Source organism: Salegentibacter sp. T436 (assembly GCF_001932675.1).
Lineage (GTDB): Bacteria > Bacteroidota > Bacteroidia > Flavobacteriales > Flavobacteriaceae > Salegentibacter > Salegentibacter agarivorans.
This window is the reverse complement of record NZ_CP012872.1, coordinates 1,153,728-1,171,636: the sequence shown is the minus strand read 5'-3', so window position 1 is coordinate 1,171,636 and position 17,909 is coordinate 1,153,728. Positions and strand designations below refer to the sequence as shown.

General features: G+C 38.1%; 19 protein-coding genes and 1 tRNA gene. 2 read left to right on the top strand and 18 right to left on the bottom strand.

The window, feature by feature from the left end; translation table 11 throughout:
* The first annotated feature begins 77 nt into the window (after positions 1 to 77).
* Complete coding sequence (locus AO058_RS05150; protein WP_075325550.1) at positions 78 to 728, top strand: SDR family oxidoreductase; 651 nt, start codon at positions 78 to 80, stop codon at positions 726 to 728.
* Positions 729 to 851: 123 nt separating this feature from the next.
* Here the strand turns inward: AO058_RS05150 and AO058_RS05145 are convergent, their stop codons facing one another.
* The 18 genes from AO058_RS05145 to AO058_RS05065 all read right to left on the bottom strand — a co-directional run bounded on the left by AO058_RS05145 (position 852) and on the right by AO058_RS05065 (position 17,664).
* Positions 852 to 1,268, bottom strand: coding sequence for an arsenate reductase ArsC (locus AO058_RS05145; protein ID WP_075325549.1), 417 nt, complete (start codon positions 1,266 to 1,268; stop codon positions 852 to 854).
* Between the two features lie 10 nt (positions 1,269 to 1,278).
* Positions 1,279 to 1,764 carry a DUF6428 family protein gene (locus AO058_RS05140; protein ID WP_075325548.1) on the bottom strand — a complete coding sequence of 162 codons (486 nt, stop codon included), beginning with the start codon at positions 1,762 to 1,764 and terminating at the stop codon, positions 1,279 to 1,281.
* A gap of 101 nt (positions 1,765 to 1,865) precedes the next feature.
* Complete coding sequence (locus AO058_RS05135; RefSeq protein WP_075325547.1) at positions 1,866 to 2,252, bottom strand: VOC family protein; 387 nt, start codon at positions 2,250 to 2,252, stop codon at positions 1,866 to 1,868.
* A 183-nt stretch (positions 2,253 to 2,435) separates the two neighbouring features.
* Entirely contained in the window at positions 2,436 to 3,416 is a 981-nt protein-coding gene (locus tag AO058_RS05130; protein ID WP_075325546.1) for a 2-hydroxyacid dehydrogenase, read from the bottom strand.
* Between the two features lie 354 nt (positions 3,417 to 3,770).
* Positions 3,771 to 5,120, bottom strand: coding sequence for a magnesium transporter (gene mgtE / locus AO058_RS05125; RefSeq protein WP_075325545.1), 1,350 nt, complete (start codon positions 5,118 to 5,120; stop codon positions 3,771 to 3,773).
* Positions 5,101 to 5,931 (bottom strand): 16S rRNA (adenine(1518)-N(6)/adenine(1519)-N(6))-dimethyltransferase RsmA, encoded by an 831-nt coding sequence (gene rsmA / locus AO058_RS05120; RefSeq protein WP_075325544.1) that lies wholly within the window; start codon positions 5,929 to 5,931, stop codon positions 5,101 to 5,103. Before rsmA ends, mgtE begins: the two co-directional genes overlap by 20 nt.
* A gap of 3 nt (positions 5,932 to 5,934) precedes the next feature.
* A complete protein-coding gene (locus AO058_RS05115; protein WP_075325543.1) occupies positions 5,935 to 6,243 on the bottom strand; it encodes a DUF4286 family protein in 309 nt (102 codons plus the stop codon).
* A gap of 9 nt (positions 6,244 to 6,252) precedes the next feature.
* A complete protein-coding gene (locus tag AO058_RS05110; RefSeq protein WP_335740076.1) occupies positions 6,253 to 8,076 on the bottom strand; it encodes a tetratricopeptide repeat protein in 1,824 nt (607 codons plus the stop codon).
* A gap of 13 nt (positions 8,077 to 8,089) precedes the next feature.
* Positions 8,090 to 9,361 (bottom strand): serine--tRNA ligase, encoded by a 1,272-nt coding sequence (gene serS, locus AO058_RS05105; RefSeq protein ID WP_075325541.1) that lies wholly within the window; start codon positions 9,359 to 9,361, stop codon positions 8,090 to 8,092.
* Between the two features lie 82 nt (positions 9,362 to 9,443).
* Entirely contained in the window at positions 9,444 to 10,655 is a 1,212-nt protein-coding gene (locus AO058_RS05100) for an alpha/beta hydrolase-fold protein (protein WP_075325540.1), read from the bottom strand.
* Between the two features lie 59 nt (positions 10,656 to 10,714).
* Positions 10,715 to 12,034 (bottom strand): HTTM domain-containing protein, encoded by a 1,320-nt coding sequence (locus tag AO058_RS05095; protein WP_075325539.1) that lies wholly within the window; start codon positions 12,032 to 12,034, stop codon positions 10,715 to 10,717.
* Complete coding sequence (locus AO058_RS05090; RefSeq protein WP_075327885.1) at positions 12,024 to 12,962, bottom strand: bifunctional riboflavin kinase/FAD synthetase; 939 nt, start codon at positions 12,960 to 12,962, stop codon at positions 12,024 to 12,026. The genes AO058_RS05095 and AO058_RS05090 overlap by 11 nt, the downstream gene beginning before the upstream one ends.
* A 7-nt stretch (positions 12,963 to 12,969) precedes the next feature.
* Entirely contained in the window at positions 12,970 to 13,599 is a 630-nt protein-coding gene (gene pth / locus AO058_RS05085) for an aminoacyl-tRNA hydrolase (RefSeq protein WP_057482765.1), read from the bottom strand.
* A 224-nt stretch (positions 13,600 to 13,823) separates the two neighbouring features.
* The gene (locus AO058_RS18495; RefSeq protein ID WP_093305856.1) at positions 13,824 to 14,180 is read right to left on the bottom strand and encodes a group II intron maturase-specific domain-containing protein; all 357 of its coding nucleotides are present in this window, start codon (positions 14,178 to 14,180) and stop codon (positions 13,824 to 13,826) included.
* A 32-nt stretch (positions 14,181 to 14,212) separates the two neighbouring features.
* Complete coding sequence (locus tag AO058_RS18810; RefSeq protein WP_250637709.1) at positions 14,213 to 14,506, bottom strand: reverse transcriptase domain-containing protein; 294 nt, start codon at positions 14,504 to 14,506, stop codon at positions 14,213 to 14,215.
* Between the two features lie 80 nt (positions 14,507 to 14,586).
* Positions 14,587 to 15,123 carry a reverse transcriptase domain-containing protein gene (locus AO058_RS18805; protein ID WP_198036118.1) on the bottom strand — a complete coding sequence of 179 codons (537 nt, stop codon included), beginning with the start codon at positions 15,121 to 15,123 and terminating at the stop codon, positions 14,587 to 14,589.
* Positions 15,124 to 15,928: 805 nt separating this feature from the next.
* Complete coding sequence (locus tag AO058_RS05070) at positions 15,929 to 16,585, bottom strand: 50S ribosomal protein L25/general stress protein Ctc (protein ID WP_075325537.1); 657 nt, start codon at positions 16,583 to 16,585, stop codon at positions 15,929 to 15,931.
* 137 nt (positions 16,586 to 16,722) lie between these two features.
* Positions 16,723 to 17,664, bottom strand: a complete 942-nt coding sequence (locus AO058_RS05065) for a ribose-phosphate pyrophosphokinase (RefSeq protein WP_075325536.1) — start codon at positions 17,662 to 17,664, stop codon at positions 16,723 to 16,725.
* A gap of 150 nt (positions 17,665 to 17,814) precedes the next feature.
* On the opposite strand from AO058_RS05065, the gene AO058_RS05060 reads away from it, so the two are divergent.
* Positions 17,815 to 17,896, top strand: a tRNA-Leu gene (locus AO058_RS05060).
* Positions 17,897 to 17,909 lie beyond the last annotated feature (13 nt).

The window sequence follows — 17,909 nt, the reverse complement described above, 5'->3', positions numbered from 1 at the left end:
CATGTTATTCTGAAGCATTCATTATGAAGGTTTTTAATTCATCCTTATCTTCAAACTGATTAAAATTTAAAGAAAAAATGGAAAAGATATTGATAGCCGGTTCTACCGGACAAACAGGAAAAAGGGTTATTGAAATTTTAAATAATACCGAAAATTTTAAGCCAATCGCAATGATTCGTAAAGAGGAACAGAAGCAAATCTTTGACGATATGGATGTTGAAAGCGTGATGGCAGACCTTGAAGGTGATATAGAACACGCTTTTAAAGGAATTGACCGGGTAATTTTTGCAGCAGGTTCTGGTGGTAGCACCGGCCCTGACAAAACCACGGCGGTAGACCAGGAAGGTGCTAAAAAAATGGTTGATGCTGCTAAGAAATTCAACGTAAAAAAATTCATCATGCTTAGCGCGATGGGAACCGATAAGCCGGAAGAAGGTGGAGACCTTGAACATTACCTGAGAGCCAAAAAAGAAGCCGATGATTATTTAGTAGATAGCGGAATTGTTTATACTATCGTTAGGCCAGGTGCTTTGACTGATGATATGGGGCTTGCCAAGGTAAAATTAGACTTAAAACTGAATGAACGTGGAGAAATTTCACGTGATGATGTTGCCTTTTTACTGGTGATGTGCCTTGCCGATCCTTTAGGAAAAAATATGGCATTCGAGGCGCTGGAAGGAGAAGAATCTATTAAATCTGCTCTTATTGAATTGAGCCAGAATAATTAATAAAGAGATCAAATTATAAAATGCTGTTTGATAATTTCAAATATTAGATCCCCGATCCAAAACCGGGGCAGGCTCTGAAACAAGTTCAGGATGACGTTTAAATTACAAACAGCATTTTTTGTTTTATAGATTATCATTCACAAATTTTTCACACCAGGCTTTAATTTCATTCCTGGTGGTTTTAAAAGTCTTCTGAACTTCTTCTTCAGAACCTTCTACTTTTGAAGGATCTTTAAAATTCTGATGTAATCTCACTGCATTTTCCGAAGGAATAAACGGGCAATTCTCGTTCGCGTGATCGCAAACGGTAATGATAAAATCAAAATCTATAGCAGCATATTCATCTACGTGGTTGCTGGTATGGCTAGAAATATCTATTCCATCCTGCTTCATAATGGCTACAGCTTGTTGATTTAACCCATGGGTTTCAATTCCTGCGCTGTAAATTGTAGCCCTCTCTTTGGCAAAATGCTTTAAATATCCATGCGCCATCTGGCTTCTACAAGAATTTCCGGTACAAAGTACGAGTACGTTCTTCATATTAGGTTTTTTAGCAGCAACCACCACCGGGTGCACATGCGTTAGCACTTTCCATTGCCGGCTCTGCAACACCGCAGGTTTCTTTCGCCTTGCAATCGGTTGGATTTACGTCTAATTTCATTAATAAATTTCCATTTTTAATACTAAAGCCGGTTACGAATAATTGAGCGGTGTGAAAATTTGCATTGCTGTATTCAAACTTTACCTCAGCGTCTATATCGTACGCTTTCATTTGGCCAACTTTATCTAAAATAGATAAAGCTTTGGAAACTTGCATAAATTCGGTTTTTCCAATTTCTTCCGGACTTTCCCATAACTGAATAATAGTTTCGTTCCAGGCATCGGTTCCCGCGCCACAGTCTACCGAGTCTATCTTTAGGTGTTTTACTTCGGTAATATGATAATTTGCTCCAACCAATAAGTTGGGTGCGTACTCAAACAACAGGGGTTTTTCCTGATGTTGTCTCAACAAATCGAATAGTTCTGATGTTTTCATAATTTTAATATTTGTATATCGCAATATTACGATTAATAAGAATTAGAAAAAAGAAGAATCAAATATTATTTCTGTTTATACTTAAAAAAGAATGTTTTAGCTTAGAGAAAAGCTTTATCGTTAGGTTCCCAAAGCTCTATTTTATTTCCTTCCAAATCCATAATCCAGCCGAATTTCCCTTCTTCTACTTTTTGAATTTCATCCATAACTTCTACACCTTCGGCTTTTAAAGTTTCCAGCAATTCTTCAAGGTTTTCCACGCGGTAATTCATCATAAAATCTTTTTCTGAAGGTTTAAAATGATTGGTATTTTCTTTAAACGGACTCCATTGAGTAGAACATTTGTTTCCGTTTTCGTCCAGCCACCAAAATGTGCAACCCCATTGGTCTGTATTTAAACCAAGGTGCTTGCTGTACCATTCTTTTACCGCATTCGGATCTTTGGTTTTAAAGAAAACTCCACCAATTCCTGTAACCCTTTTATCCATTTTTTCTGAATTAATTTTCCTGAAAATACGATAATTCGGTAGAAATAATTGCACTACGATCAATTACTAAAACAAGTTACAGATTGCCGCGTCTGCTATCACTTCCTAGCAATGACGAAAAATCATAAAGAATCCCACAGGTCTCGGAGTCCTGTGAGGTTTATTCTAAATATTTAGAAAAAATTACTTTTCTTCTCCTCTTCCGAATTTATCTATGATCTTACCGGCGATTACACTGGCCAGGCGCTCGTGAGATTCTAAGGTCCAACCGGCAACGTGGGGGCTCAAAATCACGTTATTCAAAAACATAAGTTCACGCATAGCATCTGGAATTTGATTTTCTATACTTAACGAAACGTTCTTTTTATTAGAAAAAAGACTTTCAAATGACGCTTTTTCGTATTCCAGAACATCAAGCCCTGCACCAAGTACACGGCCGTCTTTTAAAGCATCTACAAGATCTGCCGTAACTACATTTTTTCCGCGGGCAGTATTTATAAACCAGAACGGTTTTTTATAAGCATCAATAAATTCTTTATTTACCATTTGGTCAGTCTCGGGCGTCCAGGGCGTATGCAAACTTACTACATCACATTTCTCCCTAAATTCTTCTAAAGAGACCTGACGGACATTTTCATCGCCTAAACCCTCTTTAATATCGTAACAGATTACCTCAACTTCAAATCCGCGTAATTTTTTAGCAAAAGCCTTTCCCATATTTCCGTAGCCTACTATTCCCACAGTTTTTCCGTCTAATTCCAAGCCACGGTTTTCTTCACGGTGCCAGAGACCATCGCGTACTTCCCTATCAGCCTTATTTAACCTATTAAAAAGCGAAAGAAGCATTCCTAAAGTGTGTTCGCCTACAGCGTTTCGGTTTCCTTCAGGTGCAGAAAATAAAGTGATTCCGTGTGCTTCAGCATATTCTACATCAATATTTTCCAGCCCGGCGCCTACCCTTGCGATAAATTTTAAATTTGGTGCGGCGTCAATAAATTCTTTGTCTATAGTGTATCGACTTCTAATAACGATCCCATCGTAGAGATGTTGATTTTCCAGCGTTTCTTCCCGAGATTGGGTAAAGCCTTCAATATTTTGATGCCCGGCATCTTGTAATTGTTTGATTAAAGTTGGATGATTGGTATCTGAATGTAAGATAATCATTGCTCTAAATTGAGTTTTTAATTTTTATATATAACGCCCGCCGGGATTAAGCTCAAAACTGGCTTATCCGCATTATAAATAAAATTAAGTTAGAAAAAATGGATTTTGAAATGAAGGCGGTTTCATTTGTTTACTCACTAAGTGAGGTTTTATGAGGCTGTGTGAAAATTTTACATCAGGCTGAACTTGTTTCAGCTTCTAACATGCTAGATCCTGAAACAAGTTCAGGATGACAATTCAAACAACCTAATTTAGTTTTCAAATTAATTCCCCAGATTTATTCAAGGGAACTTTCATTACGAAAAACCAAAGTTAAAGAATGATTTTTAAAACTTAAAGCCTGAAGCCTGTTAGTTAAAAACCAAGTACTAATTTAGAAATATAGAAGAAGAGAAAAATTCCGAAGATATCATTGCTGGTTGTGATAAAAGGACCGGTAGCAATCGCGGGATCAATACCTTGTTTATTTAAAATAAGGGGTACAAAAGTTCCCACCAGTGCGGCCACAATAATTACCGAAAGTAAAGATGCAGCTATGGTAATGCTCACCAATTGGTCCTGCCCAACAATTAACCCAAATAAAATAACCAGGATTCCTAATGCAACTCCATTTATTAAACTAAGGCCTACTTCCTTTATTAAACGCTGTAATAAGCTACCCCGTAAATTATCATTTGCAAGTCCCTGAACAATAATCGCGCTAGATTGTACACCAACATTTCCAGCCATCGCGGCAATTAAAGGAGTGAAAAAGAATAAAATTGGAAATTGCTCCAGGGCTTCTTCAAACCCTTTCATAATGTAAACACTACCCAAACCTCCAAAAAGTCCAAGAACCAACCAGGGTAATCGAGCCCTGGTAAGGCGCCATAAACTATCGTCGGCTTCTACAGATTCTGAAATACCGGAAGCCATTTGGTAATCTTTTTCGGCTTCTTCTTTAATAAAATCTACAATATCATCAATGGTAATTCTTCCCACTAAACGACCCATTTCATCTACCACGGGAATTGCTTCCAGGTCATATTTCTGCATTACCCGGGCCACTTCTTCGCCTTCGGTATGCACATTTACATAATCTACCTGCGGAATATAAACATCCTGGATATTCGCGTGACTTGGTGCGGTGAGTAAATCTTTAAGTGAAAGCCTGCCTTTAAGCTTATTTTTATCGTCTACAACGTAAATAGAATGTACCCTGGTAACATTTTCAGCCTGTTCGCGCATCTCGGTCATACAACCGGTCACACTCCAGTTTTCGTTAACTTTTACAAGTTCCTTAGCCATAAGTCCGCCGGCAGAATCTTCATCGTAACGCAGCAGTTCTACAATATTATCAGCGTGTTCCTCGTCTACGAGTTCGGCAATAACATTTTGCTGACGCTCGGGAGAAAGTTCAGAAATGATATCGGCAGCATCATCGGTATCCATTTCTTCAAGCTCTTCAGCAATTTCTTTTGCCGAAAGGGTATCAAGAATACGTTCCCGCACGCCTTCTTCCAGCTCCATTAATGCCTCGGCCGTTTTCTGGCTGTCCAGAAGCTTAACAATATAAGTAGCTTCTTCTAAAGAAAGTTCAGTTAAAATTTCAGCAATATCAGCGTGGTGCACATCTTCAAGGTGCAATAGCAATTCCTCGTTATTCTGCTGTTCTATGAGGAATTGTAATTTTTCTATTAACTCACTACTGATTTGAAACTGCATACGGCTCAATTTTAAGGGTCAAATCTATAAAATCCTGATAACCGAGTTGCTCAGGACGTTTGTCAAATATAGGATCTTCCCTTAAATTATCGGGTAAATTGAAAGTTTTTAAACTATTGCGCATCGTCTTTCTACGCTGCTGAAACGCTGTTTTTACTACCCTAAAAAATAATTTCTCGTTACAGGGCAGGCTAAAATCTTCTTTTCTTGTTAGACGCAAAACCCCACTCTCTACTTTGGGTGACGGGTTAAAGACTGAAGGCGGAACGGTAAATAAATATTCAGCTTCATAAAAAGCCTGAACCAATACCGAGAGAATTCCGTAGGTTTTATTGCCTTCTTTTTCGCAAATTCGCTTCGCGACTTCCTTTTGAAACATTCCAGAAAACTCAGGAATTTGGTGTTTTAATTCTAAAACTTTAAAAACAATTTGGGTTGAAATATTGTAGGGGAAATTACCAATAATCGCAAAAGCTTCGTCCCGAAAAGCAGTTGCTACATCATACTTCAAAAAATCGAATTGATGAATTCTATCTTCCAGTTGCGGATAATGCTCCTGCAGGTAAGCAACACTTTCGGTATCAATTTCTATTACGTGAACCTCAGCATCCTGTTTTAACAAATATTTGGTGAGAACGCCCATTCCGGGGCCAATTTCAAGCACTTTATTGTAACCTTTATAGGTAAGGGTTTCGGCTATTTGCTCAGCAACATTTTCATCGGTTAAAAAATGCTGCCCAAGATGCTTTTTTGCCCGTACTTCACCGTCTTCAGATTGTGAAGATCTGGCTCTTTTCTTATATTTTCCCATAAATTATTGCTCGCTAATTACCTGCATTTCGGTTCTAAAAGCAACAAACTTGCCTTCAAAAGCTTTACTTTTTCCTCTTAACCTTTCAGCATCTTCTTCATAATATTTATCAAGTTCAGCTTTACTTTCGGCGGTGTATTGCACCGAATACGTAATGCCACCCATAGCTTCAGTTACCATCACGCGGGTCATTAAAGCTTTTTTAAATTTTCCGGTATCCAGCATTTCGGGAATATGTTCTTCCTTCATCCATTTTACCCATTCATCGTGAATAGCTTCCTCAATATTTATAGTAACGTTATATATATACATCTTGATTTTTTAAGGGGTTTCTTCGTAATCTCCTCTTAACGCACGATATTTTTTGCGAGCTTCCACAAAATAAATACTATCGGCAAAATTAAAAATTATTTGTTCGTAATATTCTTTGGCTTTTTCAGGATTCTGCAACTCATTTGCATATAATTCGGCTAAATAATAATGAGCGTTATCGGCCAGAACATCAGCATTAAAACCTTTGATTATTGCGAGATAATTATTCTCAGCATTTCTCAGCTGGCCGGTTTCTTCAAATAGTTGAGCTTGTTTTAGCAAAGCTTCATCTTCAATTTTTTCTCCTTTATGAAGGTTTAAAATCTCACTTAAAAGTTCAATTGATTCAGAATTTTTCTCCTGAAAAGCGAGCAAATCAGCCCGGGCATATTTTTTAAGCGCGGTTTGGGTAGAATCTTCTATAGAATTGTCTTCAATAAGCAAACTAAGCTCCATTGCATCATTGGCAATAAGTTGCGACGTAGAAGATTTCAAAACATCCAACTGCTGTTTTGCCCATTTAAGATCCCCCTTAAAATAACTGGTTTTTGCCACTTTAAATCGGGCGTTTTGAGAGATTTGATCGTTTTTTACCAAATTTTGAACCTGGGAATAATAGATAAGCGCTTCGTTAAATTTCTCCTGAATCACCAAAATATCGGCCATTGCAATTTTTATCATCGCTTTATCAAAATCGCGATTTGCCTTATCTGAAACCTGTTTCAATAAAGCGATAGCTTCTTCTTTTTTATTTTGCTTAAAGGCAAGGAAATTTGTGAAATCAAGTTGTAAATTCAGCGTGTTTAGTCCGGTGCCAAATTGTTCTAATAATTCAGTATATCTCTTTTCTATTTCAGAATAATTTTCCTTTTTTTCATTTTCTACCCGCATTTTTAATAAAAACTGGTTACCCTGTAACACGATATTTTCTGAAGGTGCTTCTTCTATTACGTATTCAACAATTTCTTTAGCGGCTTCAAAACCTGAAGCTTCCCGAGCCATAACCGCAAGATTTAAAATACTTTGTAAACTTTTATCACTACGCCTGTATATTGCTTTTTCCTGAGAAAAAGCCTTCAAAAATTCTTCTTCCTGTGTGAAAAGCCAGCTCAGCATTTCGTTATAAAGTAGGCTGGGATCTTTTTGCAGCTTAGTGAGCAACAACCTTCTAAAAATTGTATTGGCTTCACTTGAAGCATCTGCTGAGATATACTTACCGAATTCTCGATTGGCGATCGGGAAAAAATCGGGATTTGCATCTACAAGTTCCAGGTAATTCTCAAACATAAGTTCGGTTTTACCCTGCTCCCCATATATTCTTGCAAGTTGCATATTAAAGTTTAGCTCATTATTTAGTTGCATTGCCTTTTCATAGGTTGCTGCAGCATTTTCAAGCAAACTGTATTTCTGAAAAGTTCTGGCTATGGAATAGGCGTAATTAGGACGAGCATCTACCGCGCTTAAGGCTTCTGCATAGAATTGCTCCGCTCTTTCGGTGTTCTGCTGAAGTTCATAATTATGCCCCAATTCTATTAAAAGCGTTGGATTATTTGCCGAATTATTTAATTTATTTCGAAGTAATTCTTCAGCCCGGGAGAAATTCTCCAATTGCTGATGGCTTTCTACCAATCCGAAAAAATAAGAAGTATTCTGCGGATTTTCCTCAACTAATTTTTCATAGGTTTTCAGGGCTTTTTCAAATTCTCCCTGATCAAAAAAATTACGCGCCAAAACCTCAGACTGCGCGCTAGCACCTGAAATAGAGCAAAACAAAAATAATATAACAAAGGCCGCGCGCATCCCGTAAAGATAAGGATTTGCCCTGTGAATCAATATTTTTAAGCGCTTAATCTATAAGATCGAAACCAGTATACGGCACCAGGACATCGGGAACTTTAATTCCATCTTCTGTTTGGTAATTTTCAAGAATTCCGGCCAGGACACGAGGCAAGGCTAAAGCACTTCCGTTTAAGGTGTGCACCAACTCTTTTTTACCTTCTTTATTCTTATAGCGAAGTTTAAGTCGGTTAGCCTGGAAAGTCTCAAAATTTGAAACAGAGCTAATCTCCAACCAGCGATCTTGTGCGGTAGAAAACACTTCAAAATCGTAAGTTAACGCTGCTGTAAAACCAAGATCACCGCCGCAAAGTCTTAAAATTCGGTAAGGTAATTTTAGATCGGCCAGAATATCTTTAATATGCTCCACCATATTATCTAAAGCCGCATAAGAATCTTCAGGTTTTTCAATTCTTACCAGCTCCACTTTATCAAATTGGTGTAATCGGTTAAGTCCGCGAACGTGGGCGCCATACGAACCTGCTTCCCGTCTAAAACAAGGCGTATAACCGGTACAGGCAATTGGAAAATCTTTATCGGTTAACAAACGGTCGCGGTACATATTCGTCATAGGCACCTCGGCAGTTGGAATCATATAAAGATCATCAGCCGTGACATGGTACATTTGCCCTTCTTTATCCGGCAACTGTCCTGTTCCCAAACCAGACGCTTCGTTAATCATTAAAGGCAATTGATATTCGGTATAACCGGCATCAATAGCTTTATCTAAAAAATAAGTGATCAAAGCACGCTGTAAGCGTGCTCCTTTTCCTTTATAAACCGGAAATCCGGCGCCGGTTACTTTATTCCCCAGCTCAAAGTCTATAATATCGTATTTTTTGGCAAGTTCCCAGTGTGGCAATGAACCTTCTGCAAGTACCGGCACATCACCTTCCTTAAAAATCTCTTCGTTATCATCTTCGGAAGTTCCTGCGGGCACAGATTCGTGTGGTACGTTAGGAATAGTATAGAGTAAGGTTTCAAGTTTCAAGATTGTTTCTGAAAGTTCTTCAGAAAGCGCTTTAGAATCTTCTTTTAGATTCCCTGTTTTCTCTTTAATTAGGTTAGCTTTTTGATGTTCGCCATTTTTGAACATCATTCCAATTTCTTTGGAAAGCCGGTTAGATTCAGCTAAAATATCATCGAGTTTTACCTGGGTAGCACGACGTTTTTCGTCTAACTGTAAAACTTCTTCAAGAATACTTTCAGCCTCAAAATTTCGTTTTTTGAGTCCTTTAATAAATTCTTCTTTATTTTCCTTGATATTATTAACCTGTAACATAGCTTTCTATTTCCTAATTTGAAGCTGCAAATGTAACAAAACTAGAAAAGAAATTCACTTAAGGCTTAAAGCTAATCTGCATTTAAACTTTCCTTTTTTCTTGTGCATTTAGATCATCAAGATCGTTTTGGTAAAATTCCCATTCGGGATCACCGGTGGCTTTCACCATTTTCAATGCTTTCTCATAATATTTTCTAGCTTCCTCAATGTTTCCAGCTTTCTCGTACGCCGCTCCCAAGTTCGAATAGGCATTAAATGAATCGGGATGATTGTCAGAATTTAATTTGAAGACCTTCACAGCCGCATCCGCAAAACCTTCCTTATTAAAGAAATTGTATCCCAAATTGTTCATAGCCCCCTCATCACTAATTCTGAAACCATATTCCCTGGACAGTTTAGCATAGTGATCCTGGATTTCTTCAATCATTTTCTGCAACCCATTTTCTGCGAAAATCACTTCTTTATTGTCCGGTAATTCATATTCCAAATCCTCGAAAATAAATTGCAGTCCGTTAAAAATTGATGGCAATCCAATACTACCGTGAGTTTGCTCAAACATAGGCTCAAATTTAAATTTTAGATCAACTTCTTTATCTTCTGAAATATAAGATTCAAGTTTTCCAGCAAGCTTATATACATTCCCCAACATTGTTCCTCCTTCGTTGGCTATAGTCAAATAAAACTTAGAATCTATCTCCTGATTATCTTTGATTACCTCATCTAATTCTTTATCTAATAAGTTATTGGTATACCATAAACTCGGACTAATAGTTAGGTAGGCATTAAAAAGATTGGGTTTTTTGAAGAAACAATAAGTATTAAGAAGTCCGCCCAAGGAATGTCCTACTAAAATATTATAGGGAGCCGCGCGATAGTTTTCTTCTACAAAAGGTTTTAATTCTTTCTCCATAAAATTGAGATAATTATCGGCTCCCCCGCGATTAGGTAATCTATTCATGTGATATTCGCTTAACCCGTGAGATGCAGGAGTAAGATCCCGAATTCGCCGGGTATTTAATATTCCAACAATAATCATTTCAGGAATAAGTTGATTAAGAACAAGATATTCTACTGTTCCCACCGCGTGCGTAAAGTTGTAATAACTATCCTGGAGATATAACACCGGATAGGTTTTTTCTCCCTTTATGTAACTTTCGGGCAAATAGATTTGCAGCTTTCTATTTTCATCTAATATTTCTGAATGAAAGCTTCGCGTTTCTCCTATTTGAATTTTCTGTTGAGCGTAAACTGAAAAATTAAATAAAATTAAGACTAGTAATAATTTAAATTTCATCGTTTGATTTTTAAACTCATCTAAGTTATTAATTCAAATGAGAAAAATCCTACAAATCCTCAATCTAATTTTGAAGGTAAAATCCAATCGTGGTGTTTAAAATGCTGCCATTCTTCTGCAGCGAGATCTACTTTTGGATCAATAAACGGCTCATAAGGACGTCCGTTGATACTTATCTTAGATTTTACAAACACTTGTACCTCTTTTCCTTTTTCAGCATAATCTGACTTAAGATGCTGCGCAAACTGCCACATCATATCAGGTTTAGCACTTACCGAACGAATTTGTTTTCGGCTTAAATAGCGTGCTTTATTCACATAAATCGTGTCTCTTTTTCCTTTCTCTACCACTTTAAAAGTGGTTTTTCCAGAGCGGGAGCGCAGCATCATTCTCCAACTCAAACGGTGGCCTTCTTCTGTCCATAACACATTATCCTGAAAAAACCAATGCCTAAGCGGTAAAGCGATTTGAACTACAAACCAAATAGAAAGCACTGTAATTAATGGTTTTCTATACGAGGGAATAATAATTTCTCCTTTATTATAATAAGGTTTTTTATTCCGAAGTATATATTTATTGCTCTTTTCTGAAGGAAAAAAGAACAGGCAAAAAGCCAACGATAAGTAAGGAAAGATCCCAATATGAAAAATAAAACTATTAAAAAGATGAAAGAAAATGGCAAGGATAAAAGCCGGCATTCTTGTTGGTTTCCATAAGAGCGCCGGGATAATTAATAAATCGAAGATTAAGCCGAAATAAGTTATTACATACCTAACCCATCCCTGCTGAAGAAATTCTCCCACCAGCCAGTAATCGGCTTTTCCACGCATTAGCATAGCCGGCAAAGTACCATCAAGCCAATCTGGATATAATTTTGCAATTGAAGCGTAAGTATAAACTATCCATAACTGTAGTACGATAAAAAGCCAAACCCATCGTGGCATGGCAATTTTTTTTAACGAGGGTTTTTTCCAGGCATCAAAAGATAAATAGCGGTGTGCGGGAAGAAAAAACATTATTCCGCATAAAAGCATCAATAAATAATAATGATTATTATAAGAAGATTTCTGCATTAGGTAAACTCCCGCCCACATAATGGTGTAGCAAAAAATACTGAAACGATATTTAAAGCCCAGCATTACAAAAATACCGAACAGCCCTAAAATTCCGTAGTAATATAACATTCCGTTTCCTGGCAGCGGTTGCAGGAATTCAAAACCTATAAAATTAAAAGTAAAGTCGGGCTCAATGAGAGTTCTGCGAATCCAACCGGTGAAAATTGCACCGATGGCTTCAATGGTAATAAGCAAGCCAAAAATAATTCGGAAAGCAATAAGCGCCGAATTATCTACCTGCTTAAAAAGCCATTTATTGAGCATAATTGTCTCTAATATATTGCCTTGAGAAAGCTTCGTCCTGTTTCATTGCGATTTTTAAAGCATTTACAGAATTAAATTTTTTCTCATCGCGAATCCTTACCAGCATTTCTATTTTTAGCTCGGTGCCATAAAGATCCCGGTCCAGGTTAAAGAAATAAGTTTCTATGGTTTGGTCTTTTCCTCCCACAGTGGGATTAGTGCCAATATTCATCATCCCAAAAAAGCGTTCTCCTTCAATTTTAGAACACACAACATACACCCCGTTTTTTGGAATTAACTTATAATCTTCTGCAATATTTAAATTAGCGGTAGGATAATTAAATTCTTTTCCCAATCCACGGCCTTTTACCACCTTTCCAGTTAAGCAAAAAGGAGATTGCATATAACTATTGGCCTTTTCTACCCGGCCTTCTAGAAGTGCATTTCTAATTTTTGTAGAACTTACTGCTACCTGATCTACTTCTTGCTTGGTGATCTCTTCTACATCAAAACCATATTCTTCACCAAACTGTTTTAAGGTATTTATATCTGCGGTACGATTTCTACCAAAACGATGATCGTAACCAATAATTACTTTTTTTGCTTTTAAACGATTTACCAGAATATCACGAACAAATTCCTGCGCGGTAAGTCTTGAAAATTGTTGGGTAAAAGGATGCACCACCAAATGATCTATCCCTGTTTTTTCAAGGATTTCGGTACGTTCTTCTATGGTATTTATAAGTTTTAACCCGCTTTCTTTTTGCAGAACCATTCTTGGATGCGGAAAAAAAGTAAAGATAACAGATTCAAGGTTTTCAATTTTAGCGGCATCTACCAGCCGTTTTATAATTTTTTGATGCCCGGCGTGAACCCCGTCAAAAGTACCGATGGTGACTACGGTTTGTTTTTCACCTTTAAAAGCATTTGCTCCTTTATGTATTTTCAAGGCCAACTTATTTTCCGTTAAATGAATTCATAGTATTTGAAACGCCTGCAGTGCCAAAAGATTTTACCAATTCGGCTGATTTCTGTAAACGTTCTGGCAATTCCTTTCGCTCTTCTTCTCCCCATTCTCCTAAAACATAATCTACCTGCTGACCTTTAGAAAACTCGTCACTAATCCCGAATCTAAACCTATTGTATTTCGTGGTGTTTAAGGTGTTTTGAATGTCTTTTAAGCCATTATGACCACCATCACTACCTTTGGTTTTTAGCCGAATAGTACCAAATGCTAAATTTAGATCATCTGTAATCACCAATAAATTCTGTAATTCAATTTTCTCTTTTTGAAGCCAGTAGTTAACAGCCTTCCCGCTTAAATTCATATAAGTTGAAGGTTTTAGCATTATAAAGGTTCGGCCTTTAAACTTAAATGTAGCTATATCTCCTAATTTTTCTGTAGAAAAACTCACCTCTTCCTTTTCGGCTATATAATCTAAGATTTTGAATCCAATATTGTGACGGGTGTTCTCATACTTAGGACCTGGATTTCCCAGACCTACGATCAAAAATTTCTTCATGGGATCTTGTTCTTCTTCCTGGGGCTTTTTCTTACTGAGTATTTTTCCGAAGAAAGACAGCATAACAATTGTTTTGGTAAAGATAAAATTATTAGAATATCTAACTAAAAGTTTTTACCCGATAATCCAGATTTAAATGCTGAACTGGCTTCCCAGGTAGTTTGTTAAGGTTGATTTTGAAAAACTTTTAAAACAATCAAGTAGGGTGAAGATAATAAATATTTGAGCATTTATTATCTTCATCCCTCTTCCAGAACCGTGCATACGGGTCTCGTACACGGCTCATGTTAAATCTTATTCAGTACTGTTTGATAGTACTGATGCAAAGTATTCCCTTCAACTGTGTCCATTGCGTACAACCCTAATTCTGAGAAGTACTTATTGGGCAGGGCATAGTGTATTAAATTGGTGGAGGAGTTTCTCCATCGGGTTACCGATATCTTAAGAAAATTCCCCTTATAGCCCATACGCCTTAGTTGTCGGTGAAGAGGTTTCCAGCTTTTCCAGCTTTTCATCACCATCATTCGTAACCTTCTCCTGATCCAGCTTAAAAGATCCTGGAACAGCTTTTTGGTCAAGCCTATTCGGAAGTAATTGGCAAAACCCCTTAATAGCGGGTTCAGTTCTTTAATATAGAAAGCTATACTTTGCCCTTTAGTTCTAGGGGTTAGTAATTTTACTTTCTTTTTGAACCTCTTGATGCTTTTGTTGTTTTGTGGGATACCACTACTCCATAGGGCTTTATCACCACACCTAAATAGTGGATGCCTTCTTCAAGGTTTGTCAGACTGCTCTTGTTTTTATTCACTTCTAACCGAAGCTCTTTTTCCAGATAACTCGTGGCTTTAGCCATGTATTTTCCAGCTTGAGCTTTGGTTGGTGCAAACAACAGCACGTCATCAGCAAACCTCACCATTCGTATGCCTGAATTTTTCATATGCTGGTCGAATGCGTCCAGATAGATATTCATCAGAAGCGGTGAGATAATTCCCCCTTGTGGGCTCCCCTTCTTTGTAGGTGTGAAGCGCGCTCCATCAAGTGCGCCGGATTCTAAAAGCTCCCTATCAGTTTAAGTATCTTTCCATCGCTTACCCGTTTGCCCACGCTTTGCACTATCAGCCGATGGTCTAGAGTATCAAAACATTTGGATAAATCCATGTCTGCTACATGATCCAGACCATAGTACCGACTAAAGCGCTCTGCTTTGGCAATGGCATGATGAGCACTTCGTTTAGGACGATACCCATAACTGGAGGGATGGAATTCGGGATCGAAGATAGGTTGCAACACATTAAACAGCGATTGTTGTACAATGCGGTCTTTGATGGTTGGGATACCCAATCCTCTCTTGCTCCCGTCTGGTTTATCGATATAGGCTCGCCTTACCGGCTGTGGCCTATATCTCCCCTCTTTCAGTTCCCTGGAGAGTTGGCACAAATTCTCCTCTAAAGCTGAACTAAAATCAGCTATACTTTGGTTATCCACTCCCTTGGCTCTGGAACCTTTGTTTTTCCTTACCTCACGGTAGGCTTGTTCCAGCCTCGGTAATGCATATACCTTGTCTATAAGACTGTACCATTTTCGCATAATGAAACTTTCTCTTCTTTGCAGTACGGTTTATTTCTTTAGGCAGAATTAGACAGATTGTTTGTTCATAAGGTATACTGTTGTCTTTAGCACTGTGGCAATCTATAACAGTAAAAGAAAATCTTACTACTCAATACTCGCGCGGATTAACAGCCAGAGTTAGCTCGTCACTCCTCTTTGCTGCAATTCCTCAGAATGTTTCAATTCCGATTGTCTTCGCTTATGGCTAATTCCTTTAAAGAACTTCCTGTACTTAATTTAACTTCGTCCCTTCGCATCCGCCACAGTTAATCTGTGACAGTCATTGCAACCGATTATGCGATCCTTGTGCAATGTCATTTGGGTTTTCTCCTCCACACTGTCACCAGTGCTTCTCAGGCCTAAATTTTCTCACTACTACGGACTCATCTGCCACCTGATTTTCCATAACAAATCCTTGTCTCTCGACTTGTTTCTGCTTAGCCTCAAAAGGCGAATAATCAGGCTTCCCCCGTTAAGCAAACATTCCTGTTAGTGAAGCCATCCGTTTTAACATATATTGCTATTCGGATTTTGGGCATCGGCACTTTTTGCAACCTTACCCCCAATATATGCCAGAATCGGTTCGATTTCTCTATGTTCCACTAACTTGCTAGGTCTTCCTTCACACCCCACCGTTGCCAGTGACGCACTTGACTTTACATTGCTCTTCCCTCCGATCAGGTGAGCGGGCTTTCTTTCAAGCCTCGGAATTGTTTGCATGCAGGGCAAACAAAAAAGCACCCCATTTGGGATGCTTTTAAATTTTTGTTGAAAAAAGAAAAGATTAATTATCTTCTCCTTCTTTAACTGCAGCAACATCATCTGTTTCAGTAGATGGTACTTCATCTGCTGGTACTTCGTCTTCATCTTCGTCGTCCTCAAGGGCAACAATGTTACGTGAAGTTCTAACCTGGCAAATTACTGTGTTATCTGGATGCTGAATCTCGTAAGACTCGTCTGCAACTGCAGTAACATAAAGTTTTTGACCAATTTTAAGTTTGGTTACATCTGCAGTAATATAATCTGGCAATTCGTTAGCCAAACCTCTTACTTTTAAACGACGTAGGTTATAACGTAAAACACCACCATTTTTAACCCCTCTCGCAACACCTTCGGTATGGATAGGAATTTCCATAGTGATTGGTTTATCATCACTAATCTGGTAGAAATCTACGTGCAATATAGCATCGGTAACCGGGTGGAATTGGATATCCTGAAGAATAGCGTTAAACTTCTCGCCGTCTTCAAACTTAATTTCCACTGTATGCACATCTGGGGTGTACACAAGGTTGTTAAACGAAATTTCTTCTGTTGCAAAGTGCAACGGCTTGGCATCTCCCCCGTATAATACGCAAGGAACCTGTCCAGCATTACGTAGGGCCTTCGTGGCTTTCTTTCCTACGCTTTCTCTTTTAGATCCGTTGATCGTAATTGATTTCATTGTTGAAAAATTTTAGGCTGCAAAAGTAGCGCTTTTTTCCTTTCTATAAAACCCTGACTTAAAATTCTTTAAAAAGAAAATTATAATTGAGAATCGAAGCTAAAAAACTGAATATTAACTATGAATAAAGGGTTTGATTACATAATAAATTTAGAACTAATAGATTCATTGTTATGAACCCTATTCATAACATCGGCAAAAAGATTGGCACAGCTTACAACCTTAATTTTTTTACTTTCTTGCTTTAGCGGAATAGAATCGGTCACAATTAATTCCATTAGTTTTGATTTTTCAATCTTTTCATAAGCTCCGCCAGAAAGTACCGGGTGGGTACAAATAGCTCGCACACTTTTTGCCCCGCGTTCCATCATTAAATCGGCAGCTTTAGTAAGTGTTCCGGCAGTATCTACCATATCGTCTACCAAAACCACATTTTTACCTTCTACGTTACCAATAAGCTCCATGTGCGAGATCACATTGGCTTTTGCTCTTTGTTTGTAACATATTACCACATCGCTCTCCAATGCTTTAGAGTATGCATAAGCTCGTTTAGACCCCCCCATATCTGGCGATGCAACTGTTAAATTATCTAATCCCAATTTCTTTAAATGCGGAAGAAAAACTGTGGAAGCGTAAAGGTGATCTACGGGCTTTTCGAAAAATCCCTGAATTTGATCGGCGTGCAAATCCATAGTTATAATTCTGGTGGCTCCTGCGGTTTCCAGGATACTGGCAATCATTTTGGCAGCAATTGGGACTCTGGGTTTGTCTTTTCTATCCTGACGTGCCCAACCAAAATATGGAAGCACCGCGGTAATATGTCTCGCCGAAGCTCTTTTTGCAGCATCAAGCATTAAAAGCATCTCCATTAAGTGGTCTGCGCCCGGGTGGGTAGAACCAATAATAAAAACTCGCGAACCGCGAACCGATTCTTCAAAAGAAGGCTGAAACTCGCCATCGCTATAAGTTGAAGTAATTACATTTCCTAATTTGGTGCCGTAAGCGGCCGCTATTTTTTCAGCTAAAGCTTTACTCTGGGTACAGGAAAAAATCTTAGCCTCTGGAATTACGTTGGGCATGTTGTGTTGTTTTTATGAATGTTGTTTGTTGTGCTGCAAATTTAGAAATTAATTCCTTTCACACCTCACGAATATGTTTAGACTGAAACTTTAAAATTGGAAAAAAAACATTTGGGGATGGGAAAAATTTTTTACTTTTGCCATCCACTTGCTCGAGTGGCGGAACTGGTAGACGCGCTGGATTCAAAATCCAGTAACTTCGGTTGTGCGGGTTCGATTCCCGCCTCGAGTACTTTTTAGACTTC